22 protein-coding genes are annotated in these 22,474 nt (G+C 68.4%); 10 read left to right on the top strand and 12 right to left on the bottom strand.

Features of this window, described 5'->3' with window-relative positions; translation table 11 throughout:
* Positions 1–5: 5 nt before the first annotated feature.
* The 7 genes from VMT65_RS06060 to VMT65_RS06090 form a co-directional block, all read right to left on the bottom strand.
* Positions 6–197, bottom strand: a complete 192-nt coding sequence (locus VMT65_RS06060) for a hypothetical protein (protein WP_326306908.1) — start codon at positions 195–197, stop codon at positions 6–8.
* Positions 198–461: 264 nt separating this feature from the next.
* Positions 462–1,454: an AraC family transcriptional regulator gene (locus tag VMT65_RS06065; RefSeq protein WP_326306909.1), complete on the bottom strand. Its 993-nt coding sequence runs from the start codon at positions 1,452–1,454 to the stop codon at positions 462–464.
* Positions 1,455–1,463: 9 nt separating this feature from the next.
* A complete protein-coding gene (locus tag VMT65_RS06070; protein WP_326306910.1) occupies positions 1,464–2,363 on the bottom strand; it encodes an AraC family transcriptional regulator ligand-binding domain-containing protein in 900 nt (299 codons plus the stop codon).
* Entirely contained in the window at positions 2,360–3,280 is a 921-nt protein-coding gene (locus tag VMT65_RS06075) for an AraC family transcriptional regulator ligand-binding domain-containing protein (RefSeq protein ID WP_326306911.1), read from the bottom strand. Before VMT65_RS06075 ends, VMT65_RS06070 begins: the two co-directional genes overlap by 4 nt.
* A 79-nt stretch (positions 3,281–3,359) precedes the next feature.
* On the bottom strand, positions 3,360–3,551 hold the full coding sequence (locus VMT65_RS06080; protein WP_326306912.1) for a hypothetical protein: 192 nt from the start codon (positions 3,549–3,551) through the stop codon (positions 3,360–3,362).
* Positions 3,552–3,592: 41 nt separating this feature from the next.
* Positions 3,593–5,347, bottom strand: coding sequence for an AMP-binding protein (locus VMT65_RS06085; RefSeq protein ID WP_326306913.1), 1,755 nt, complete (start codon positions 5,345–5,347; stop codon positions 3,593–3,595).
* A complete protein-coding gene (locus tag VMT65_RS06090; RefSeq protein WP_326306914.1) occupies positions 5,344–6,978 on the bottom strand; it encodes an AMP-binding protein in 1,635 nt (544 codons plus the stop codon). The genes VMT65_RS06085 and VMT65_RS06090 overlap by 4 nt, the downstream gene beginning before the upstream one ends.
* Positions 6,979–7,033: 55 nt before the next feature.
* Between VMT65_RS06090 and VMT65_RS06095 the strand changes: the two genes are divergently transcribed.
* Positions 7,034–7,894: a helix-turn-helix transcriptional regulator gene (locus tag VMT65_RS06095; RefSeq protein WP_326306915.1), complete on the top strand. Its 861-nt coding sequence runs from the start codon at positions 7,034–7,036 to the stop codon at positions 7,892–7,894.
* Positions 7,895–7,950: 56 nt separating this feature from the next.
* On the opposite strand, the gene VMT65_RS06100 is transcribed toward VMT65_RS06095, so the two are convergent.
* Positions 7,951–8,298 carry a ribosomal subunit interface protein gene (locus VMT65_RS06100; protein WP_326306916.1) on the bottom strand — a complete coding sequence of 116 codons (348 nt, stop codon included), beginning with the start codon at positions 8,296–8,298 and terminating at the stop codon, positions 7,951–7,953.
* A gap of 123 nt (positions 8,299–8,421) precedes the next feature.
* Positions 8,422–9,630: a UDP-N-acetylglucosamine--N-acetylmuramyl-(pentapeptide) pyrophosphoryl-undecaprenol N-acetylglucosamine transferase gene (locus VMT65_RS06105; protein ID WP_326306917.1), complete on the bottom strand. Its 1,209-nt coding sequence runs from the start codon at positions 9,628–9,630 to the stop codon at positions 8,422–8,424.
* A gap of 215 nt (positions 9,631–9,845) precedes the next feature.
* Between VMT65_RS06105 and VMT65_RS06110 the strand changes: the two genes are divergently transcribed.
* From VMT65_RS06110 to VMT65_RS06125, 4 genes are all read left to right on the top strand, one after another.
* Positions 9,846–11,999 (top strand): terpene synthase family protein, encoded by a 2,154-nt coding sequence (locus VMT65_RS06110; RefSeq protein ID WP_326306918.1) that lies wholly within the window; start codon positions 9,846–9,848, stop codon positions 11,997–11,999.
* On the top strand, positions 11,996–12,724 hold the full coding sequence (locus tag VMT65_RS06115; protein ID WP_326306919.1) for a polyprenyl synthetase family protein: 729 nt from the start codon (positions 11,996–11,998) through the stop codon (positions 12,722–12,724). Before VMT65_RS06110 ends, VMT65_RS06115 begins: the two co-directional genes overlap by 4 nt.
* A 262-nt stretch (positions 12,725–12,986) precedes the next feature.
* Positions 12,987–13,784, top strand: a complete 798-nt coding sequence (locus VMT65_RS06120; protein WP_326306920.1) for a hypothetical protein — start codon at positions 12,987–12,989, stop codon at positions 13,782–13,784.
* Positions 13,785–13,816: 32 nt separating this feature from the next.
* Positions 13,817–14,221 carry a hypothetical protein gene (locus VMT65_RS06125; RefSeq protein ID WP_326306921.1) on the top strand — a complete coding sequence of 135 codons (405 nt, stop codon included), beginning with the start codon at positions 13,817–13,819 and terminating at the stop codon, positions 14,219–14,221.
* 52 nt (positions 14,222–14,273) lie between these two features.
* Here VMT65_RS06125 and VMT65_RS06130 read toward each other — a convergent pair whose 3' ends face one another.
* Complete coding sequence (locus tag VMT65_RS06130; RefSeq protein ID WP_326306922.1) at positions 14,274–15,086, bottom strand: SAM-dependent methyltransferase; 813 nt, start codon at positions 15,084–15,086, stop codon at positions 14,274–14,276.
* A gap of 101 nt (positions 15,087–15,187) precedes the next feature.
* Here VMT65_RS06130 and VMT65_RS06135 point away from each other — a divergent pair, with 101 nt between their 5' ends.
* Both VMT65_RS06135 and VMT65_RS06140 read left to right on the top strand, forming a co-directional pair.
* A complete protein-coding gene (locus VMT65_RS06135; protein ID WP_326306923.1) occupies positions 15,188–16,300 on the top strand; it encodes a cytochrome P450 in 1,113 nt (370 codons plus the stop codon).
* Between the two features lie 255 nt (positions 16,301–16,555).
* Positions 16,556–18,037: a condensation domain-containing protein gene (locus VMT65_RS06140; protein ID WP_326306924.1), complete on the top strand. Its 1,482-nt coding sequence runs from the start codon at positions 16,556–16,558 to the stop codon at positions 18,035–18,037.
* Between the two features lie 3 nt (positions 18,038–18,040).
* Here the strand turns inward: VMT65_RS06140 and VMT65_RS06145 are convergent, their stop codons facing one another.
* Positions 18,041–18,850: a class I SAM-dependent methyltransferase gene (locus tag VMT65_RS06145; protein WP_326306925.1), complete on the bottom strand. Its 810-nt coding sequence runs from the start codon at positions 18,848–18,850 to the stop codon at positions 18,041–18,043.
* A gap of 113 nt (positions 18,851–18,963) precedes the next feature.
* On the opposite strand from VMT65_RS06145, the gene VMT65_RS06150 reads away from it, so the two are divergent.
* Both VMT65_RS06150 and VMT65_RS06155 read left to right on the top strand, forming a co-directional pair.
* The gene (locus tag VMT65_RS06150; protein WP_326306926.1) at positions 18,964–19,563 is read left to right on the top strand and encodes a TetR/AcrR family transcriptional regulator; all 600 of its coding nucleotides are present in this window, start codon (positions 18,964–18,966) and stop codon (positions 19,561–19,563) included.
* 35 nt (positions 19,564–19,598) lie between these two features.
* Positions 19,599–20,996 carry a sensor histidine kinase gene (locus tag VMT65_RS06155; protein ID WP_326306927.1) on the top strand — a complete coding sequence of 466 codons (1,398 nt, stop codon included), beginning with the start codon at positions 19,599–19,601 and terminating at the stop codon, positions 20,994–20,996.
* Here VMT65_RS06155 and VMT65_RS06160 read toward each other — a convergent pair.
* On the bottom strand, positions 20,922–21,632 hold the full coding sequence (locus tag VMT65_RS06160) for a response regulator transcription factor (protein ID WP_326307463.1): 711 nt from the start codon (positions 21,630–21,632) through the stop codon (positions 20,922–20,924). The genes VMT65_RS06155 and VMT65_RS06160 overlap by 75 nt on opposite strands.
* Before the next feature lie 85 nt (positions 21,633–21,717).
* Between VMT65_RS06160 and VMT65_RS06165 the strand changes: the two genes are divergently transcribed.
* Positions 21,718–22,458, top strand: a complete 741-nt coding sequence (locus tag VMT65_RS06165) for a phosphatase PAP2 family protein (RefSeq protein WP_326306928.1) — start codon at positions 21,718–21,720, stop codon at positions 22,456–22,458.
* Positions 22,459–22,474: the final 16 nt, after the last annotated feature.

Below are 22,474 nucleotides of genomic sequence, written 5' to 3' on the forward strand. Positions count from 1 at the left end.
CCCGCTCAGTGCTCGAGGAATGTTGCGACGATGTTCCAGAACATGTTTCGATCCACGCTGTGGAAATCCCAGCTCTCGGTGAGGCTGTGCGTCGCGCTCACGATCGCGGGGATGTCGAAGTCGTGCCGGGTGGCGGTGCCCTTGGCCTCCACGGCGGTGACGACGTAGGCGGTGGCGGTTTCAGCGGTGTGGGCCACGAGGAAGCTCCAATCGATTAACCGGTCCAGGGATCGTGCACGGATGCGTGGCCGAGGACAGCGTCGGCCGCGACCACACACCCCAACGCCGTGACGAACCTCGCGGCTGGCGCGTCGTGGCGTATCCGACCAGTCTTGTTTCCGGCTACGCCACAGGGGAGTTCCGAAGACGCCAAACCGGTCCAAGGCACGCCAACCTAGCTGTGTGGTTGCCGGAATACCGTACGGTAGGTGCGATTTCGGCCCGCGGGCAGGGTCGGCTAACTACGAATCCGAGCGATCCCGCCACCGGTTGACGGCCCGCCGCAGGCTCGCGGGATCGGCGTATCCCAGGAATTCCGCCTGCTGAGCGCGTGGAAGGTGTTCGGCCCGTTGCAGTCTGCGGCGCCGCGCGCGATCCATCTCGCGGCGCCAGGTGGTTCCGGCGTCGGCCAGGCGGCGTTGCAATGATCTTGGTGAGGTCAGCAGCCGCCGCGCTACCACCTCGAGGGTGGCCGCACCCTCCTCCAGGGCGCTGTCGAGGACCTCCCCGAGCTGATCCAGCCAGGTCGACCCGAACTCGGGCGTGGCGGGCAGGGTGGCCGCGTAGGACAGTAGGACGGCGGTCAATTCGGGATCGGCCTGCTTCATCGGCTGCGCCAATTCGGTGCTGCGCAGGGTCAGGGTGTCTGCGGCGCACCCGAAATGGATTGCGCGGGTGCCGAACAGCTCGACGAACGCGTCGGCGGTGGCCGGCGCGGCCTGTCGGAAGTCCACCCGTACCGGCACCACGGGGCCGCGCGTGGCGGCCCGACCCCGGGTCACGATCAGGGCGAAGGCGGCCTGCACCAACAACTCCCGGCCGCGGCAGTCGTCGACGGCGGAGAGGACCTCGTAGCAGACCTCGTTCTCGGTGCGCTCGGCGACGCGGAAACTGTAACTCGTTGTGAGACTGCCGCTGTGGCGGACACAGGTGTCCAGGGCCGCGCCCAGCGTGGGGGCCGACAGGAACAGGTACTCGAGCAGTCCGAACTCCCCGGTGGTGCTGTCCTCCGACACGCGCAGTGCCACATCCGGATCCCCGGTCTCCGACTCCAGCAGTTCCCAGACCCGCAGGCAGTAGCGCGACGACACCCGGGTGCTCTCACCGCCCTCGCGCCAAGCGGGCACACCCGCCAGCCGGGCGAGCCGGTCGGGATCCAGCCCGGCCCGCGCCGCCCGTTCGAGGGGGAAGCGAGCCATGAGAATGCTGTCGTGGCAATTGGATCGAGAAGTCACGAGCGCCCATCACCCCGCCGCCCGGATGCGGGCGCCGGCCAGCTCCCGACTCCAGGTCGTCCCGGCGGCGGCCAGCCGCCGTTGCAATGTCCGTGCGCTGGTGCCCAATCGCCAGGCGATCTCCCCCAACGACACCGTGTCCAATGACGTCGACCGCACCGAGGTCGTTTCCGGTGGCAGCGAATCGAGCTCCGCCGCAAGCAGATCCACCCAGGCGCGGGCGGGCGGGGTGGACAGGCTGGCCACCGTCGCACCGCGCCGCAGGACGTCCGCGAGACGCGGATCCGAACTGTGGTGAACGCGTTCCCGATCGGTGCGATCCAGGGTGAGAGTGTCGGCGTCGGCCCCGAACTCGATGGCCGGGGTGCCGAAGAAGGCGGTGAACGCGGTGTGGTCGCGGGGCGCGGCTTGCCGAAAGGTGACCGCGACCGGAACTATTCGCGCCCGGGCGGCCAGGCGGACGCGGGCGGTCAGGAAGGCGAAACTCGCCTGCGCGGCGAGTTCCGCGCCCCGGCCCTCGACGGCGGTACCGGCCGCCACGGTCAGGTGGTGCTCGGTGTCGGCCACCACTTCCAGCCGTCGGGTGGAGGTCAGCCGGGAGCCGAATTCCGCCGCGGCCCGGAATGCCTCGCCCACGGTCGCCGCCGTGGACACCAGATAGTCCATCATCCCCAATTCCCCCATTCCATACCGATCGGCCGCTCGCAGGCCGACGTGTGGCAGTTCTATCCGTCGCTCGAAGAGCTCCCACAACCTCAGATAGCACTGTCCCGGAACACTTCCCGGCGGGCCGTCCAGCGCGGCGGACCCGATTCCGGCCGCCCGTGCCAACTCCACCGGGTCCAGGCCCGCCGATCGTGCCCGGGTCAGCACGAATCGGGCCAGTAACGGGCTGTCCGAACCGGTCATAGGACCGTGTCCTCGCCGACGGCCGCCCGGTCGGATTCGTAGAGCTCCACGTGGCGTTTGCGGGCACGGTCGACCTCGAGCCGCCAGGTGGTACCCGATTCGTGGAGGCGGCGTTGCAGGGTCCGGGGGCTGGTGAACAGCCGCCGGGCGACCTCGTCGAGCAGGGGATCGGAGTCGGTGAGCACCTGCGCCAGGGCGTCGGCCACGCGGTCGGGCCATTCGGTGGCGCGCGGGGGCGGCGGGGGTAGGGCGGCGGCGTGTCTGCGGAGGACGGCCGCGAGCATGGGGTCGGCGGTGATGTGCGGCAGCGCGAGATCGGCGACGCGGTAGGTGACGCTGTTGCGGGCGGCTCCGAACTCCAGATCGGTGGTGCCGAAGAAGTCGACGAAGGCGGCGTGGCTGCGCGGGGCCCGCTGCTGGAAGGTCATGCGGACCGGATCGACCGCGCGACCGGTCATCTGCCGGACGCGCGAAACCACCAGGCCCAGACCGGATTGCACGCTCAGGTCCCGGCCCAGGCCCTCGGCATTGATCATGTGCAGGTCGAAGGTGGATTCGGTCTCGGTCCGAGCCCCGGCCTCGAACCGGAAGTTGGTGCTCACCGCGCCGATATAGGGATTGATCACCGTCAACCCCTCGTGCAGGGTGTCGGCGGTGGAGATCAGATAGTCGAACAGCCCGAACTCGCCGAGCCGATATTCGCCCAGCACCCGGAATGTCGTGTCCGGATCGCCGGTTTCGTGGGCGAGCAGTTCCCAGAGCCGGGGAAAGATTCCGCTGTCCACCCGCGCACTGCCCGCGGCGGCCGCCCAGTCGGGCAGCCCGGCTTCGTGCGCCAGCCGATGCGGATCGATCCCGGTCCCCGCCGCGTGGCGCAGGACGAACCGGGGCAGCGAGACCGTGTCGGAGGTGTGCATCACCCCATGGTGCGGGGAATTCCCGGCCGGAAACCGGGAATTCGCCGAACTGTGAGCGACCCCGCTCGGGGGCGGATTATCAGGCCCGCAGGAAGGTCGCCGCAATCCCCCAGAATCGCCGGGTGTCGACGGCTCGGAAATCCCATGTCTGCGTGAGCCCGTGGGTGGTGGTGACGATCCCCGGCACGTCGAAGTCCTCGCGGGTGGCGGTGCCCTTGGCCTCCAGGGCGGCGATGACGTAGGCGGTGGCGGTTTCCACGGTGTGGGACACAGGAACTCCGATCTGTCGTAGTGGCATGGGGCAGTGCGGATTCAACGGGTGCTGTCGTTCAGAACGTCCTCGTAGCGGTACTCGGTGGTGATGGTCTCGCCCGCCGCGTGGGCCTGCTCCTCCCGGCGGCGCAGGTCGACGCGGCGGATCTTGCCGGAGATCGTTTTCGGTAAATCGGTGAATTCCAAGCGGCGTACGCGGAGATAGGGAGCCAGGTGATCGCGAGCGTATTCGAGTATGGCGCGGGCGGTTTCGTGGTTCGGTTCCCATCCTGCCGCCAGCGCGACGTACGCCTTGGGCACCGCGAGGCGCGTGTCGTCGGGCTGCGGCACGACCGCGGCCTCGACCACCGCCGGATGCTCGATGAGCACGCTCTCCAACTCGAAGGGGGAGACCTTGTAGTCGGAGGATTTGAAGACGTCATCGGTGCGCCCGATATAGGTGATATAGCCGTCCGAATCGCGCGTGGCCACGTCACCGGTGTGGTAATAGCCGCCTTCCATCACGGAGGCATTGCGCTCGGGATCCCCGAGATAACCCGTCATCAGATTCACCGGTGCCGCAGTCAGATCCAAGCAGATCTCGCCCTCTTCGGCGGGCTTTCCGGTGATCGGATCCACCAGCACCACCGGGACGCCGGGTGCGGGCCGCCCCATGGACCCGGGCTTGAGCGGCTGGCCGGGGGTGTTGCCCACCTGCAGCGTGGTCTCGGTCTGGCCGAAGCCGTCGCGGATGGTCAGGCCCCACGCCTTCTCGACCTGGGCGATGACATCCGGGTTCAATGGCTCACCCGCGCCGAGGATTTCACGCAGACCGGCCGGTCGCTCACCGAGGTCGGCCTGAATCAGCATGCGCCACACCGTCGGTGGCGCACAGAACGTGTTCACCTCGGCGCGCCGCAGTTGATCCATGAGCGCCGCGGCGTCGAAACGCGCGTAGTTGTAGACGAATACGGTCGCCTCGGCCAGCCACGGCGCGAAGAAGCAACTCCAGGCGTGCTTGGCCCAGCCGGGGGCGCTGATGGCCAGGTGTACGTCGCCGGGGCGGACGCCGATCCAGTACATGGTGCTCAAATGACCGACCGGATAACTGATCTGGGAGTGCTGCACCATTTTCGGCTTGCTGGTGGTGCCGGAGGTGAAGTAGACCAGCAGCGGATCGGTCACCTCGGTGACGGCCCGGAACGGACCCGCGGACTCGACCGCCGCGGCGTCCGCGTAGTCGTGCCAGCCCGCCACCGGCTCGCCCACCACGATGCGCGTGTAGTCGCCGGGCACCGCGTCGAACTTGGCGGTGTCGGCGTGATTGGCGATGACGAAACGTGCTTCGCCGCGCTCGATCCGGTCGCTCAGGTCGGCCGGGCCGAGCGCGCCGGTGGTCGGCATGATGACCGCGCCCAGCTTGGCCACCGCCAGCATGGCCTCCCACAGTTCGACCTGATTGCCGAGCATGAGCATGACCCGGTCGCCCTTGCTGACGCCGTGCCCGGACAACCAGGTGGCCACACGGTCGGAGCGGGCGGCCATCTCTGCGAAGCCGATCTTGATCTCGGAGCCGTCCTCTTCGACGATCCACAGGGCGGGGCGGTCGTTGTCGCGGGCGATGGCGTCGAACCAGTCGGTGGCCCAGTTGAATTGGCCGGATAGTCGAGGCCATTCGAATTCCCGCAGGGCCGCGTCGTAGTCGGTGGCCCTGGCCAGCAGGCCGTCGCGCGCCGCCCGGTAGATCTCCGTATTGCGCCCGCCCGTCGCCCCACCACCGCCCCTGATGGAATCGCTTTGCGATGCTGAACTCATTTTGTCTCCTCCAGCAGTCGAGCGCTGATCTCACGCATCTCGACCTTGCGGATCTTGCCGGTCACCGTCATCGGGAACTCGTCGACGAGGTGGACGTAGCGGGGAATCTTGAAGTGCGCGAGCTGCCCGGTGCAGAACTCGCGTAGGGATTCGGCGGTCAAAGGTGTTGCGCCCGGGCGCATTCGGATCCAGGCCATCAGCTCCTCGCCGTACTTGGCGTCGGGCACGCCGATCACCTGGGCGTCGAGGATGTCCGGGTGGGTGTAGAGGAATTCCTCGATCTCGCGCGGATAGATGTTCTCGCCGCCGCGGATCACCATGTCCTTGATGCGACCGGTGATGGCGACGTATCCGTCGGCGTCCATGGTGGCCAGGTCGCCGGTGTGCATCCAGCGCCCGGCATTGATGGCCTCGGCGGTCTTCTCCGGCTCGCCCCAGTAGCCGAGCATGACCGAATAGCCGCGGGTGCACAGCTCACCGGCCTGTCCGCGCGGCACGGTCACCCCGGTCACCGGATCCACGATCTTGATCTCGAGGTGCGGTCCGGCCCGCCCGACCGTGGCGGTGCGCTGGACCAACGAGTCGTCGCGGCGGGTCTGGGTGGAGACCGGGCTGGTCTCGGTCATGCCGTAGCAGATGCTCACCTCGCGCATGCCCATGCGCTCGATGACCTGCTTCATGATCTCGGTCGGGCACGGCGACCCGGCCATGATGCCGGTGCGCAGCGAGGACAGATCGTAGGTGTCGAATTCCGGGTCGGTCAGTTCGGCGATGAACATGGTCGGCACCCCGTAGAGCGAGGTACAGCGTTCCGCCGCAACGGCTTCCAGCGTGGCGCGCGGGTCGAACGCCGGGGCCGGGATGATCATGGCCGCCCCGTGGCTGGTGGCGGCCAGATTGCCCATCACCATGCCGAAACAGTGATAGAAGGGCACCGGGATGCAGATGCGGTCCTGCTCGGTGTAGCCGCACAGCTCGCCGACGAAGTAGCCGTTGTTGAGGATATTGTGGTGGCTGAGCGTCGCACCCTTGGGGAAACCCGTTGTGCCCGAGGTGTATTGGATATTGATCGGATCGTCGGTCGACAGTAGCGACGCCGCCGTCACCAGGAGTTCCCGATCGGCGGCCCGGCCGGTGGCGAACAGCTCGCGCCACCTCAGTCCGTCGAGCAGCACCACCTGCTCCAGTTCCGGACACTCCGGGCGGACCTGTTCGATCATGGCCGCGTAGTCGGAGGTCTTGAACGCCGGTGCCGCCACCAGCATGCGAATCCCGGCCTGCCGCAGCACATATCGCAGCTCGTGCGCCCGATAGGCGGGGTTGATGTTGACCAGGATCGCGCCGATCTTGGCGGTCGCGTACTGGGTCAGCGTCCACTGCGGGCAGTTCGGGGCCCAGATGCCGACCCGGTCGCCCTTGCCGATCCCGGCGGCCAGCAGGCCCAGCGCCAGCGCGTCGACCTCGGCGGTGAACTCGCGATAGGTCCAGCGGATGCCGGTGGTGTAGTCGACCAGCGCCTCGCGCTCGGGATGCGCGGCCGTGGTCCGATCCAGATTGGCCCCGATGGTGTCGCCCAGCAGGGGCGCGTCCCAGACCCCGTGGGTGTAACTGCGGTCCGTGCTCTCGCTCACCCCAGTAGGATCTACGTCACACTCACCCCCGACTACCCCCGAAAGGGGCTGACCGATGACCCCGGCCACCGACGGGCTGCTGCGCCCGAGCGACGGTGATGCCCTGCGCGCCGAGCTGCGGGCCCTGGCCGCCGTGTCCGACCTGCCGGTCGTCTTCGGTGGCGCGGTGCACGCGGGCACGCTGGTGCTCAGCGAGTTCGTCGGTACCCGCACCAACGCCATGCGCGGGCTGGTGGTTGCGCCCAGTTCGGGGCTGGGCGGGTCGGTCGTGGCGACGGGCAAGCCGCGGTCGGTCGCCGACTATCGCTCGGCCTCGACCATCACCCATCACTACGACGGCCCGGTGCTGGGGGAGGGGTTGCGCGCGGTGGTGGCAGTGCCCGTGGTGGTGAAGGGGGAGGCGCGGGCGGTCATCTATGTGGCGAATCGGGATTCGGGCGTGATCGGTGACCGCATCGCCGACGAGATGGTGCAGGCCGGGCGGCGGCTGGCCATGGAGTTGGCGATTCGGGACGAGGTGGATCGGCGGCTGCGGCTGTCTCTGGCGCGGGAGTCCATGGCCAGCGCCAATGCCGTTGTGACCGAACAGCTTCGGGATCTGCACGCGGAACTGCGGGGGATCACCCAATCGGTGTCGGACGCGACGGCGCGCACTCGGCTGCGGGGCGTGACGGACAAGTTGGCGCGGCTGGTCTCGGGCGTGGCCGCCCCCGACGATGCGGTCACGCTCGCGCCGCGGGAATTGGACGTGCTCGCGCAGGTGGCGCTGGGGTGCACGAATCTGGAAGCCGCGCAGCGACTTTCGGTCGGGGCGGAGACGGTGAAGAGCTATTTGCGCAGCGCCATGACGAAGCTCGGGGCGCACAATCGCCACGAGGCGGTCGTGCGCGCACGCCGCCTCGGGCTACTGCCTTGAGACTCTCACCTTCTCGGGGGGTTTCGGGGTTTACCCCTGAGAGTTACGAGAGTCGTCTAATCCGCTACCAAATGGCGGATGGTCTCCCCGCCCTTGGCGTGGTGGAGTCGACCGAATTTGCTGTCGAGCAGGTGCGCCATGCTTTCGGCGGCACCGAGATAGGCCTCCTCGGCGGTCTCCGCGCGGTGGGTGACCGCGACCGGCGGCTGACCCTTCGGCCGCGCCTCGAGGGAACACTTCTTGTCCTCGGAACCACCCTTGTGGCCGTTCACATCGGTGATGTGGGCTTCTACCCGGGTGAGGTGGTCGGCGAATCGATCCAGAATCGACGCAATGGAGTCGGTTGCTTGCTTGGCGATCGCGCCACCGCCGACGTGCTTGTCGGCGAAGACCTGGATTTGCATGGCATCTCCAATCTCTTTGGTATCGCAAGTCCCGGGCAATTGCCGGGGACTTGCTGACACCTCCGACCTTACTCACTCAGGCTGAGAATGCCATGTGTGATTCATCCCGTGGCGGGGCGGGAATTATCGGGTGGCCAGGTCCAGGACCGTGAGGGCCAGATGCTCGGCGGCCAGCGGATGCCCCAGGGCCCGGGCGGCGGCGGAAACGGCTGCGCGGGTCTCGGATTCGGCGAGCAGCTCGGTCAGGGCCGTCCGCAGATTCGCCACCGTGGCGTCCTCGCCGACGAGGGCGCGGGCGGCATTGTGGTCGGCCAGGATTCGGGCATTGCGGATCTGCTCGCCGCCGACCGAATGCGGGTAGGGGATCAGCACCGAGGGCTTGCCCAAGGTGGTGAGCTCGGCGAGAGTGCCTGCGCCGGAACGGGATACGACCACATCGGTGAGAGCGAGCACATCGGGGAGCTCGGGGCCGATGAACTCCCGGACCAGATAGCGACCGCGCACGTCCTCGGGGAGGGTGGCGGCGTGATCGCGGACCTGCTCGTAGGACAGGCGGCCGCACTGGTGAATCACGTTGGCGGAGTGCAGGAGTTCGGGCAGCAGCGCGCGGATCAGATCGTTGATCTGCACCGCGCCCTGCGCGCCGCCGGTGATGTAGACGGTCGGCAGGCCGGGGGTGTAGCCGTCCCACTCGAGGGCCTTGACGGCAGCGTCGGCATTGCCGGTCGTGAGGGCCGGGCGGATCGGATTGCCGGTGACCAGCGCGCGGGCGCGAACCTTGGCCGGGAGCAGATCGATCGAGGCCTCGGAGCTGAGCGCGATGCGGTCGGCCATGCGGGCCAGCAGCAGATTGGCCTTGCCGATGCCGGTGGTCTGCTCGTGGATCACCAGGGGTCGTCGGCGCAGCGCGGCCGCCATGCCGATCGGGGCGCACACGTAGCCGCCGGTGCACAGCACCGCGTCCGGCGCGAACCGGCCCACCACGCCCTGGGCGGTCAGCACGCTGACCGGCACCCGCAGCGCATCGCGCGCATTGTCCTTGTTGAGCATTTTGAGCGGATTGCGGTCGCGCCGTAGCTTTCCGGCCTTGATGCCGGTGAACTCGATGTCGTTCTCGGCCGCCACCCGCTGCTCCAGGCTGTCGGGCACGCCGACCCACCGCACCTCCGCGCCGGCCCCGGCCTCGGCCGCCAGATCGCGCAGCGCGCGCACGGCCGCCACCGCCGGGTAGGTGTGTCCGCCGGTGCCGCCACCGGCGACGATGACGCGGACCCGGCCGCGCTCGCCCAGCCGCTGCAGAATCGGGGCGCGGTCGGCGGCGGGATTCGACATGGACGATCCTCCTGGATGGGGCGGGTACGCGGGCAGCGCCCAGGCTATCGCGATCGGGGGCGTCGCGGCCGTTCCGGGCGGTACCGGTCGGTTCGGTGCGATTGCGAGGTGTTGGCGAGACGGCGACCGACCTCTACCATGGTTGTGACGCTGATCACGTTGTCGCAGTGAGAGTTCTGACCGGAGTCCGCTGACCCAGCGAGAGGGCCCCCGCCTTGAAGCCCTTCACACTGCCCGATTTCTATGTCCCACACCCCGCCCGGCGCAATCCCCACTACGACTACGCCCGTGCGCACTCCGCTGCCTGGGCGCAGCGCCTGGGCATGCTCGGCGAACTCGGGGTCGATGGCCAACCCATCTGGGACGCCGAGAAATTGGACCGCATGGATTACGCGCTCCTGTGCGCGTACACCCACCCCGACTGCGACGCCGAGGTTTTGGCGCTGCTCACCGAGTGGTACATCTGGGTCTTCTACTTCGACGACTGGTTCCTCTCGGAGTACAAGACCACCCGCAATCGCGCCGAGGCCATCAACTATCTGCAGCGGCTCGAGCTGTTCATGGCCGAACCCGGTTGCCCCGCACCGGAACCCGAGACGCCCTCGGAGGCCGGGCTGGCCGACTGCTGGGCCCGCACCATTCCGGTCATGTCGCCCGGCTGGCGTGCGCGCATGCGGACCTCCACCCACAACCTCATGGTCGAATCCCTGTGGGAGCTGGACAATATCGCCCGGGACCGGGTGTCCAACCCCATCGAGTACATCGAGATGCGGCGGCGGGTGGGCGGCGCGCCCTGGTCGGCCAATCTGGTGGAATTCGCCTGCGGCGCGGAGGTGCCCGCGCGGTTCGCGGCCGAGCGGCCGCTGCGGGTGCTGTGCGAAACCTTCGCCGACGCGGTGCATTTGCGCAACGACCTGTTCTCCTACGAGCGCGAGGTGCGCGTGGAGGGTGAGAACGCGAATCTGGTGCTGGTCCTGGAACGGTTCCTGGGCCTGCCCACCCAGGCCGCCGCCGAGCTCACCAATGACATGCTCACCTCGCGGCTGAAGCAGTTCGAGGACACCGCCGAGGTCGATGTGCCGCAGCTGTTTCTCGAGCGCGCCGCCACCCCGGCGGAACAGTCGGCGGTGACGCGCTACGCGATGGGCCTGCAGGACTGGCAGACCGGCGGACACGAGTGGCACCTGCGCTCGAGTCGATACATGAACCGCGGCGTCAGCCGCGGGCCGACCGGGCTGGGCACCGCGGCGGCGCGGCTGGTGCCCGGGTTCCGGATACAGCTGAGTCAGCATGTCCCGCCGCCCCGTACGCCCGGGCCGCTGATCGTCTCCGGGCTCGCGCAGCCGTATCCCGTCGCCGTGAATCCGCATCTCGAGCTCGCCCGGGCGGACGCGCCGGGCTGGGCCGCGTCGCTGGGTCTGCTGGATCCGGTCGTGGGCTGGACGGCCGAATCGCTGCGGGCCGCGGACTTCGCCGCCCTCATGGCCATGGTCGATCCGGGCGCCGAGGCGGCCGAGCTGATCCTGCGCACCCGCTGGACCGTGTGGGGCACCTATGCCGATGACCTGGCCACGCGGGTGTTCCGGGCGGATCCGGTGTCGGGGCGAGAACAGCTGCGGCGCTTGCCGCTTCAGCTCTCCGACGCGCCGCCCGCACCGGTCTCACCGCTCGAGCTCGCGCTGTCGCGGCTGTGGAGCGATACCGCGCCCGGTCTCGACCTCGATCGCCGGAATCGACTGCGGGCGGTTCTCGTCGAGCTGTTCGAGGGCTGGGAGTACGTGCTGGAGAACGAGGTTCGCCAACGCATGCCCGATCCGGTCGACTACCTCGAGATTCGGCGGCTGACCTCCGGCGGCCCGCTGTTCCGCGCCCTGGACACCCCGGCCGCGCCCGGCACCGTCGCCGGAATCGCGGATCTCGGGGACGCCAGTATCGTTCGGCAGCTGGAGAATTCGGCACACGACTATGCCGCGCTGGCGAACGACTTGTATTCGTATCAGAAGGAGATCGAGTACGACCGCGAACTGCACAATCTGGTGTACCTCACCCAATCGTTCCTGGGCTGTTCCCGGGAGATCGCCGCGAATATCGTCGTCGATCTCGCCAACGAACGCGCCCGGCAGTTCGAATTCATTGTGCACGAGCAGGTTCCCGCGTTCTTCGACGACTACCAGCTGTCCGAGGAAATGCGCGCCGCGATGCTCGCGCATATCGAGCGGCTCCGCAATCACATGGCGGGAAACGCCTATTGGCACGGCCTCACTCCCCGCTACGCCGAGACCACCCTGCGGGCTTCGCGTCCCAAGCCGCCGGTCGGCGGCCCGCTCGACCCCTTCGTCAGCGTGTTCGCCCACCGGAGGTTGCCATGAGTTCGTCGACCGCCGCCGACCGCACCGTCTCCCGGGCCGCCGAACTGTTGCGCCGGGCCCGGCAGCTGACCATGCCGCTCATGCGGGTCGCGGTCGACACCCTGCCGAGCGAGCTGCGACTCATGGTCGGCTATCACCTCGGCTGGTACACCGCCGACGGCACCGCCACGACCGCACGGGCGGGGAAGGGACTGCGACCGGCCCTCGTCCTCGCCGCCGCGGCGGCCGCGGGCGGTCGGCCCACCGCCGCCCTGCACGCGGCCGCCGCGGTCGAAATGGTGCACAACTTCACCCTGATTCACGACGACGTCATGGATGGCGACACCGTGCGCCGCGGCCGCCCGACGGTCTGGCGGCTCTGGGGTGTCGACGATGCGGTGTTGGTCGGGGACGCGCTGCACAGTCTGGCCATCTGGACCCTGGCCGACGCCCCGGCGGGCGCGCTGGATGCCATCGCGCGGCTCGAGGACGCCGTCATCGAGGTGTGCCTGGGCCAGCACCGCGGCCGTGCCGCGGGTCCGGAAGCCGTGCGGCAGCGCAATTCCGCGCTGCTGGGTTGCGCGTGTGCCATGGGTGCGCTGTGCGCGGGCGCGCCCACGGAAACGGTGGCCGCCATGGATCAGCTCGGACGCGATCTCGGCCACGCGCGCTCCGCGGCGAGCACCCGGGCGGGGCATGCCACCGCGGATCTGCTGGCGCTCGCGGAATGCGCTGCCCGCGCATAAATCAATTCGACCGGACGGTTCATATTGCGCGGCAATATCTTTCCGTGATGCAACGGTCAAGCGCGCTTAACGGCGCGGCATGGGACTAAAGTAATCAATTCACCGGATTCCATTGCTCCAAAACAACCGGGCTGCCACGATATCCCACACGCGGTGAGCGGGTTCGGTGCGATTCACCGTCGAAATATCAAGCAGGCGTGCCACTTTCACACTCCGTTGCGAATACGCCTGATTTGCCATGCCTATTTCCAGGAGCTCACCCATGACCGAACCGGCCCCGGAGTTGGTCCGCGGCGAGCTGACTCGGGAATTGGCACGGGCCGCGGTCGCCGCACGTACCGGGGTGCTGCGGGTGACCGGGGAGCCGGGCGGGGACCTCCATGTCGTCCACGGACTGGTGGTCACGGTGGATTCGCCCGGCGCGCCCGGGGTGCGCGCATTGCTCGCGCGCCCCGGGCGCACCTCCACGGGGGTCGCCGACCTCCGTGTCGTCGCGATGATGGCCGCGGTGGACGGCTGTTTCGCCATGGCCTCGGGTTGGATCGGCGGCTGCCACTGGCAGGACGCGCCCGAGGCCGCGGGCCGACCCGAGGAGGCGATGCCGCCGGTGCCCGGCGTCGAACCCGGGTGGCTGCTGCTGGAGACCGAGCGGCGCCTGGGCGCGCTCGCCCACGGGCGCGTCTCGCCGCATCGCAACCACCTGCTGCTCACCGAGCGCGGACGGGCGATGCTGAGCGGTCCCGGCAGCGGCTCGCGGCGCGAGATCCTGCTCTGGGCGAACGGCCGTCGTAGTTGCCGCGATATCTCGATGCTGTTGTGCCGCAGCCTGTATGCGGTCACGGTCGAGGTGGTGCGGATGCTCGACGACGACCTGCTGGCCATTGCCCCGGTGACACCCGATCCGCCGATTCCCGAACCGGTGCGCGGCATCGGCCGCTCCCTGCTGCCCCGTCGCCGCCGCGGCGCGAGCGGCATCAACGACACCCTGCCGCCGCGTCCGCCCCAGCCCGCGCGCGGCCAACGAACCCTCACCCCGAGAAGAACAGAGAGGACGACATGAACACATCGAGCGGACCGGGAGGACCCGGCAGCATGACCGACCGGATCGCGACCCTGGTGAAGGTGCTGCGTTCGGAGGTGCCCGAATGCATTGCCGCGGGGGCCATCGATATGTCCACCGGCATGCTGCTCTCGGTCGAGACCGTGGACAACCATCCGACGGAGGTGCTCGATCTGCTGGCCGCGGCCACGCTGGAACTGTTCCAGGGCCGCAATGTGGTCATGATCGAGAACATTTGGAAGGAGCGGCGCGGAATCCGGCTGGAGCGCCACTACTTCCAGGAGATTCTGGTCAACAGCGACAACCTCACCCACCTGTTCGTCCGCACCGAGAGCCGGGAGGACGTGGTGATCGTGGTGGTGTGCCGCAAGTCGGTGAATGTCGGGATGCTGTTCGCGCAGACGCGGCGGGTGCTGAAGGACATCGGTCGACTCTGAGGGGGTGCACCGTCGAAGGGGCCGTATCACCTACGGCCCGTTCGTTGTCGGGTCAGGGGATGCGGGCCACCGCGCCCAGCATGCTGACCGCCTCGGGGCGCGGGTGCGGGCGGTACTCCTCGGGTCGCCACAGGGTGACCGCGGTAATGCCCGGGGCCACCAGGGTGAATCCGTCGAAGAACTTGGCGAATTCGGCATTGGACCGGAGCCGGAAGGGCACGCCGCTGCGCTGATTGGCCTCGCTGGTGCGGGCCAGATCCTCCTCGTCGAGATAGTCGCCGGTGGCGTGGGACATGACCAGGAAGCTGCCCGGGGCCAGCGGCTCGGTCAGCTGCCGGAGTAGTTCGTAGGGGCGGTTGTCGTCGGTCATGAAGTGCATGACCGCCACCACCATGAGCGCGACCGGCTGGCTCAGGTCGAGGGTGGCGAGCAGATCGGGGTGCTCGAGGATGCGCTGCGGCTCACGCAGGTCGGCGTCGATGAAGGCGGTGCGGCCCTCGGGGGAGCTGTTGAGCAGGTCGCGGGCGTGCAGCAGCACGATCGGGTCGTTGTCGACGTAGACGATGCGCGATTCCGGGGCGATGCCCTGGGCGATCTCGTGCACATTGCCGGCGGTCGGCAGGCCGCTGCCGATGTCGAGGAACTGGCGGATGCCCGCCTCGGCGGTCAGGTACGCGGTGGCCCGGCGCAGGAAATTGCGGTTCTCCACCGCCGCCAGCTGCACCGTCGGGAAGGCCTCGGCCACGGCGTCGGCGGATTCGCGATCGGCGGCGAAATTGTCCTTGCCGCCGAGCCAGTAGTCGTACCGACGCGCCGGGTGTGGCTTGGTGGTGTCGATCCGCTCCGCCGCTGAATCCGAGTTCACTTCGCTCCCAATTCTTTTCGGCTAGTGTCTGAAACATGGAGTTGCGCTATAGCCCATACGATTTCGATGTCCACGCCGATCCGTATCCTTACTATGCCAGGTTGCGTAGCGAGGCCCCGGTTTACCGCAACGAGGACGACGACTTCTGGGCCTTCTCACGCCACGCCGACGTGCTCGCCGCGCTGCGTGATTCCGACCGTTTCTCCAGCAAGAACGGCCTGCGCATGGAACCCGCCTTCTGGGGACCGCAGGCCGAACGGTTCTTCTCCTTCGTCGCCATGGACCCGCCCAAGCACACCCGCCTGCGCGGTCTGGTGGCGCGCGCCTTCACCGCGCACCGGGTGCAGTCGCTGCAGCCGCGCCTGCGCGAGATCGCCGTCGGCCTGCTGGAACCGCTGCTCGCACGCGGCAGCTTCGACCTGATGGCCGAGTTCGCCGGGCCGTTCCCGACCGAGGTCATCTCCGAGCTGGTCGGGGTTCCGGAGAACGATCGCGAAATGCTGCGCAAGCTCGGCATGGAGATCATGTACACCGAGGAGGAGTCGACGGATCTGCGGCCCGAGGCCATGCAGGCCATCGGCGCGCTCGTCGGCTACTACACCGAACTCACCATCGAGCGCAGCAAGTCCCGCCAGGAGGACCTGCTCTCCGGCCTGCTCGACGCCGCCGACGGCGACGACCGCCTCACCCCCGAGGAAATCGTCGGTGTCCTCATCCTGCTCATCGGCGCGGGCATCGAAACCAGCATGCTCACCTTCGGCAATGCCTGGCACGCGGCCTGGCAGCACCCCGATCAGCGCCGCGCCGCCCTCGACGGCCGCATCGACGACTGGATCGCCGAAGCCATGCGCTGGGACCCCGCCACCCAGGCCCAACTCCGCACCACTACGGAGCCGATCAACTTGCACGGTGTCTCGATCCCCGCCGAAGCCCGCATCCTCCTACTCACCGGCGCCGCCAACCGCGACCCCGAGGTCTTCGAAAATCCGGATGTCTTCGACCTGAACCGCGACACCTCCGCCTCCCTCGTCTTCGGCAGCGGCCGCCACCACTGCCTCGGCTCCAACCTCGCCCTCCTGGAACTCCGCACCGCCCTGGGCGAAATCGCCTCCCGCATCTCGGATTTCGACGTGGACCTCTCCGCTTCGAAGCGGATTCACGCGTCGAACAACCGAGGATTCGCCGCGCTGCCGACTACTGTCACCTTGCGCTGAGCTCGAACCCTCCTCGCGGCCCCGGTGCATGCACCGGGGCCGCAGGCGTTTCCGGGGCTCAGACGGGACCGTGACTCGCTCACGCCTTTTCAGTGGTCCGGTGGTCGGAAAGCGACTCTGGGTGACCCGGGTCTCACTTCTCGGCCAGCGGAATTGCCAACTCGTTGCTACGGTGTGCCCGGTCGCCACTTCGTAGTGCTGCCGGGCTCTCGGGTGGCGGCGTGAGATCGTTCGAAAGCTGAGAGGGCGGCATCGATGGTCGGGCCGGTTGCTGTCTGGACTAGGCCACTGGAGCGGCGCAAACCCGCCGACGTGGCGGAATTCCTGCATGTTGTGGAGGAGCCGGAGCCGCTGCGGCGCATGCCGCGATCGCCGCGGATTCCCCTGGCACCCGCGCAGGAGCGGATGTGGGACGCCGCGGCGGCCGGGCGGTCCGCTGACTGGAATGTTGCTCGAGCATTTCGAATTCGTGGCGCGGTCGTGAATACCGCCGCGCTGCGGGCCGCTATCGATGATGTGGTGCGGCGGCACGCGCCTTTGCGCACCTGCTATCCGGGGACCGCCGACGGGCCGATCCAGATGGTGATGGACGCCGATGTGGCGCGGGTGGATGTCGAGGTCGTCGACAGTTTTCCGGGTGAGCTGACCGAGCGGATCGCCGAATTCGCGAGTCGGGCCTTCGATCTCGCGTCGGAGTTGCCGATCCGCGCCCGCATCTATCGGCTCGGCAGCCGGGATGTGGTGCTGGCGTTGGTGGTTCACCACATTTCGCTGGACGGCCAGTCGATTCCGCCGCTCATGCGGGATCTGGTCACCGCCTACCTGGCACGTGGTGCGGGCGTTGCACCGGCGTTCACCCCGCTGCCGGTCGACTACATCGATTACACGCTGTGGAAGCACGAGTGCCTGGGTGCGTACGACGACCCGGGCAGTCGCGCGAGCGCGCAGCTGCGTTACTGGGCCAACAATCTCGTCGGCCGCCCCACGCCACTCGAATTGCCTTATGACAGGCCGCGTTCCGCGCGTTCGGATGCCACCGGGGACATCATCCAGGTGCGCTTCGACGCGGCCCTGCATCAGGCGCTGCTCGGGCGGGCACGACAGGCCGGGGCCAGCCTGTTCATGTTGCTGCAGACCGCGTTCGCGCTCAGTGTGGCCGCCTTCGCCAAGTCTCCGGACGTGACCGTCGCGACGGCCGTTTCCGGCCGCGACGATCCGCAACTCGCGGACCTGGTCGGCAATCTCGCCGATGACGTGCTGTTGCGTATTCGCGTGGACCGCGCCACCGATATGAGCGATCTCATCGACCAGGTTCGCCGGGTCGCGCTGGCTGCCTTCGCCCACCCGGACACCCCGAATCCCCGTCTGCGGCGCAGCCTTCCGCAGGATCCGGCGCACCCGCTGTTCCAGGCCACCCTCATCCTGCAACGCGCCGACGCCGCCCCGCCGGCCCAGTCACCCGCCGGAATCTCCATCACCGACTTCCCGACGGGTGTGGTTCGAGCCAAGCACGACCTCGAATTCGGGCTCACCGAGAACTACGACCACACCGGCGCACCCACCGGCATCACCGGCCCGTTCCTCTACCCGACCGCCCGCTTCGACCGGTCTACCGCCGCTCGCTTCGTCGAAACCTTCGGCACCATGGTCGAACTCGTGGCCTCGGGCTATACGGGGCCGCTCACGCCGCTGTTGCACCACGAGCCGCGCCGCCGCGGTCGCCGCCGAACCCGCTGACCGTCAGGACTTTCGGGCGATACCCCGAATGGCCCGCAACCGGCCGTCGGCCAGGCCCGCCGTCAGGTTCTGGACCTTCTCGGCGAAGTTGGCGACAAAGGCTTGCAGTCCAACGGGATTCGGAGGTGCTGCCAGCACCATCCGCATGATCTGGCCGGCCTGATCGGTCAGATCGTCCCAGTGCTCGATGGTGAATCCCGACCGTTCGATCGTCGTGCGGAGAGCGTCCGGCGTCGCCAGATGGCTCTGTTCCGGTCGGTCCGCCCAGGGCAGCGGGAATCGCGGCGCGCCGGTCTCCGTAGCGGTGATGTCCCAAAGGGCAAGCAGACCACCGGGGTTCAGCACTCGATGCGCCTCCGCGTAGAGCGCGTTCTTGTCGGCGATGTTCATCTGTACGTGCTGACTGAACACGACATCGAAACTGTCGTCACCGAACGGCAATTCGGTGACATCGCCCTGCCGCACGCTGATCCTGTCGCCCAGCCCGACCATGCCATCGAGCCAGCGTGCCGTCTCGCAGTAGTCCTCGGTCAGGTCGACGGCGTCCACCCGACACTTGTACGTGTCCGCGACGAAGCGCGCGGTACCACCGATCCCGCTTCCGGCGTCGAGAACCCTGCTGTCCGGTGTGAGGCCGGCCAGCTCCGCCAATCCGGCGGTGGCGATCCGGCCCATGGTGTGGAAATCCTCCACGAGGGTGAGATCCGCAAGTCCCAGCCGCTGCGGATCCTTGCCCGCCGCGATCAGGGCCTTCTCGATATCGAGTCGTGAGACACCCGATGCATACGGTGTGTTGATTGAAATGTCGTTCATTTCAGCACTTTTCATTCGAAGACTCGGACCGGACCAGAAAGTAACCACTGGTCACATCTTCGAGTATCCGCACCGATGTGACCGCCGTCAACATTTCGTGCGATCCTGTCCGAATGAGTCCGGCCGAGGTGTCCCGCAGCTCCTACCATCACGGCGCGCTCCGCTCGGCCCTCATCGACGCCGCCATCGCGCTCGCCGAGCAGGGCGGCCCGGAGCGCGTGGTGCTGCGCGAGGTGGCTCGCGCCGCGGGCGTCTCCCACTCCGCCGCCTACCGTCACTTCGCCGACCGGGAGGCGCTGCTGGCCGAGGTGTCAAGGCACGCGCGCGGCGAGCTCGCCGCCGAAATGCGTCGCCGGATCGGCCGCACCGCTGACCCCAGGGAACGGCTGCACGCGGTTGGCACGTCTTATATCGACTTCGCGCTGACTCGAACGGGGCTGTTCCGCAGTGCGTTCGGTGTGCGTTCGGCGGTTGGCGAAGCCGACGACGATCCTCATCGCGTCCTCGGCCAAGTGCTCGACGAGACGCTGGCGGCCGGATTGCTGGACCCGCGGCTCCGTCCCGGCGCGGAGATCGCCGCCTGGGCCGCCGTGCACGGTCTGGCCGAGCTGCTGCTCGACGGTTCATTGCCCGCCACCCCCGCCGCGATCGACTTCGCGGCATCGCAGGTGCTCGGTCTGATCAATCGCGGTCTGCTCGACGGCGGGCCGTGACGATGTCCGGCCCGGCGAATGACCATGATGGGGGCGTGCGTCGAATCCCCGACTGGCTGCGTCCGTCCCATTGGGGACTGCGGATCAGGTCGGCCATCGCGGCCGCCCTGACCGTCGGCGCGGTCCTGCTGCTGGCGGCCGGGGCCATGCTCGGTCTGCTGAACAGGTCGTTGCTGCGCGAGATCGACGCGGCCGCGGGCACGCGGGCCGACGCCATCGCCGGTGAGCTGACACGCGGTTCGCTCGCCGATCTGCCCGAGTCGCTGGTGGAGGCGACGGGGCAGATCGGCGTGGTGCAGATCGTCGACGCGCGGGGTCGGATCGCCCGGGAGTCGAACCCGAAACTGGCTGCGCCGCTGCTGGATCCGGCCACGGTGGAGCAGCCGGAGAGCGGGCGTCGTCCGGCTCCGGCGTATGACGAGGACTTGCGGGTTTCGGCGCGCTCGGTCACCACGCCCGAGGGGCGGTTCGTGGTTCTGGTCGCGGGTGACAGCGAGCCGGCCGAGCATGCGGTGAAACGGGTCGCGGCGCTGATCGCGGTGGGCGGCCCGATCGTGGTGGCCGCGGCCGCGCTGGCCACCTATCTGCTGGTCGGGCGGTCGCTGCGGTCGGTGGAGGAGATTCGCAGCCGGGTGGCGGGCATCGGCTCGGCCGGACTGTCGGAGCGGGTGCCGGTGCCGGTGGCGCGCGATGAGATCGCACGGCTGGCCGTCACCATGAACGATATGCTCGCGCGGATCGAGGCCGGACACGAGGCGCAACAGCGCTTCGTCGGCGACGCCTCACACGAATTGCGCAGTCCGCTGGCGGCGATCACGGCGGCGCTGGAGTTGGCGCGGGACCGGCCGGAGGTGCTGGACGCCGAATTGATCGGCGGCACACTGCTTCCCGAGGCCGAACGCATGCGGCAGCTGATCGAGGATCTATTGACGCTGGCGACCGCGGACGAGAGCGGACTCGACGTGCGCGGCGAGGATGTGGATCTCGATGATCTGGCCGCCGAGCAGGCGGCGGCGCTACGGGCCCGAGGCGGGTACACGGTGCGAACCGATATCGCGGCCGTGCGCATTCAGGGTGATCGGCCCAAACTCGCACGGGCACTGCGCAATATCGTCGACAACGCGGCTGCGCACGCGCGCGAGACCGTGGCCATCAGCGTTGCGCAGAGCGGAGATCGCGCGACCGTCGTCGTCGATGACGATGGCCCCGGGATTCCGGTGGCCGATCGGGAGCGGGTCTTCGGACGCTTCGTGCGACTGGAGGCCGATCGCGCCCGCGCCACCGGCGGATCCGGGCTCGGCCTCGCCATTGTCACGGAAATCGTGGCGGCGCACGGCGGCACCGTCACGATCGGCGAATCACCGTGGGGCGGAGCCCGATTCGTCGTCGACCTGCCCGTCGGGATCGATCATCCGATAGCCGACGCCCCGTAGCGTTTCGATGCTGTTGCGCCCGAACGGCGTATCGATCTTCTTACGCAAGTAGCCGATGTACACCTCGACCACGTTCTCGGGCCCGTCGTAGTGTGCGTCCCAGACGTTGCGCAGGATCTCGGTCTTGGTCAGCGCCAATCCCTTGTACCGCAACAGGTATTCGAGCAATCCGAATTCGCGCGGCGTGAGGGTCAGCGCGGTGTCGCCGCGCCGGACGGTCCGGCGGGCCGGATCCAGCACCAGGTCGCCCGCGGCGAGCAACGACGGCTGCTGGGGTGCGCGGCGGCGCAGCAGGGCGCGCAGTCGGGCGATGAGCACGACGAAGGAGAAGGGCTTGGTCAGATAGTCGTCCGCGCCGAGGTCGAGGGCGTCGGCCTGCTCGTAGTCGCCATCCTTGGCGGTCAGCATGAGGACCGGTGTGGTGACGTCGCGCGCCCGCAGTCGCCGCAGCACCTCGTATCCGCTCAAGCCCGGCAGCATGATGTCGAGCACGATCACGTCGAACCGCTGCTCGCCCGCCGCCCACAGCCCGTCGGTCCCGGTGTGGGCGAGCTGCACCACGAAACCCTCGAGCTCGAGCCCGCGCTGAATCGTGTGTGCCAGCCGCACCTCGTCCTCGACCACCAGCACTCGCACGATCATCAGCATGCCGGACGGTGCCGCGGGCCCGGGCAGCGGTCTCTCAACGTTCTCTCAGCGATGACATGGCAACCTCGATGACATGCTGTCCACACCACCCGCACAGGAAGCAGAGACCACGACGAACCGGCCGAATCGATCTCCGGACTCCGTTGTCCCCGGCGTCCTGATCGCGCTCGCGCTGGCGGCGGCCGTCCTCGTCCTGACCTGCGTGGTGGTGTATTACAACGGTCCGGCGGGCCCGGATTCGGCCTGGTTGCAATGGTTCATCGACCATCGCACGGCGACGCTGACGACGGTCGCCAAGGCGGTCAGCATTGCCGGAGACACCACGTCGGTCGCGATCTATTCGGCGCTGGCGTGCGTGCTGCTGGCCTGGCGGAAGTATTGGGAGCAGGCGGTGCTGATCGCGGTGGCCGCGATCGGCGCGGGGGCGCTCACCTTCTTCGGCAAACTCTTGATCGGGCGCGATCGGCCGCCGGTGGTCGACCACCTGGTGACCGAGACGAATCACTCCTATCCCTCCGGCCACGCCCTCGGCTCGACGGTAGTGGTCGGCGTGCTGGTGGCCGTGGCCCTCCCCGTCCTGGGACGCCTGGCCCGCATCCTCGCACTCGTGCTCGCCACCGTGTTCGTCATTGCCGTGGGCCTGTCGCGCCTGTACCTCGGTGTCCACTGGCCCACCGACATCCTGGCCGGGTGGCTCGTCGGCCTCTGCTGGCTTACGATCTGCCTCACCGCACGGCCCTACCTACGAATTCCACAGCTCCGGACTTATCCACAGTCCAAGGAAATCCCCAGTTCGTCGCCCGAGGACGACTAGCGGGCTCTGCCACCCT

The organism is Nocardia sp. CDC153 (assembly GCF_035818515.1).
In the GTDB taxonomy this organism is placed as follows: domain Bacteria; phylum Actinomycetota; class Actinomycetes; order Mycobacteriales; family Mycobacteriaceae; genus Nocardia.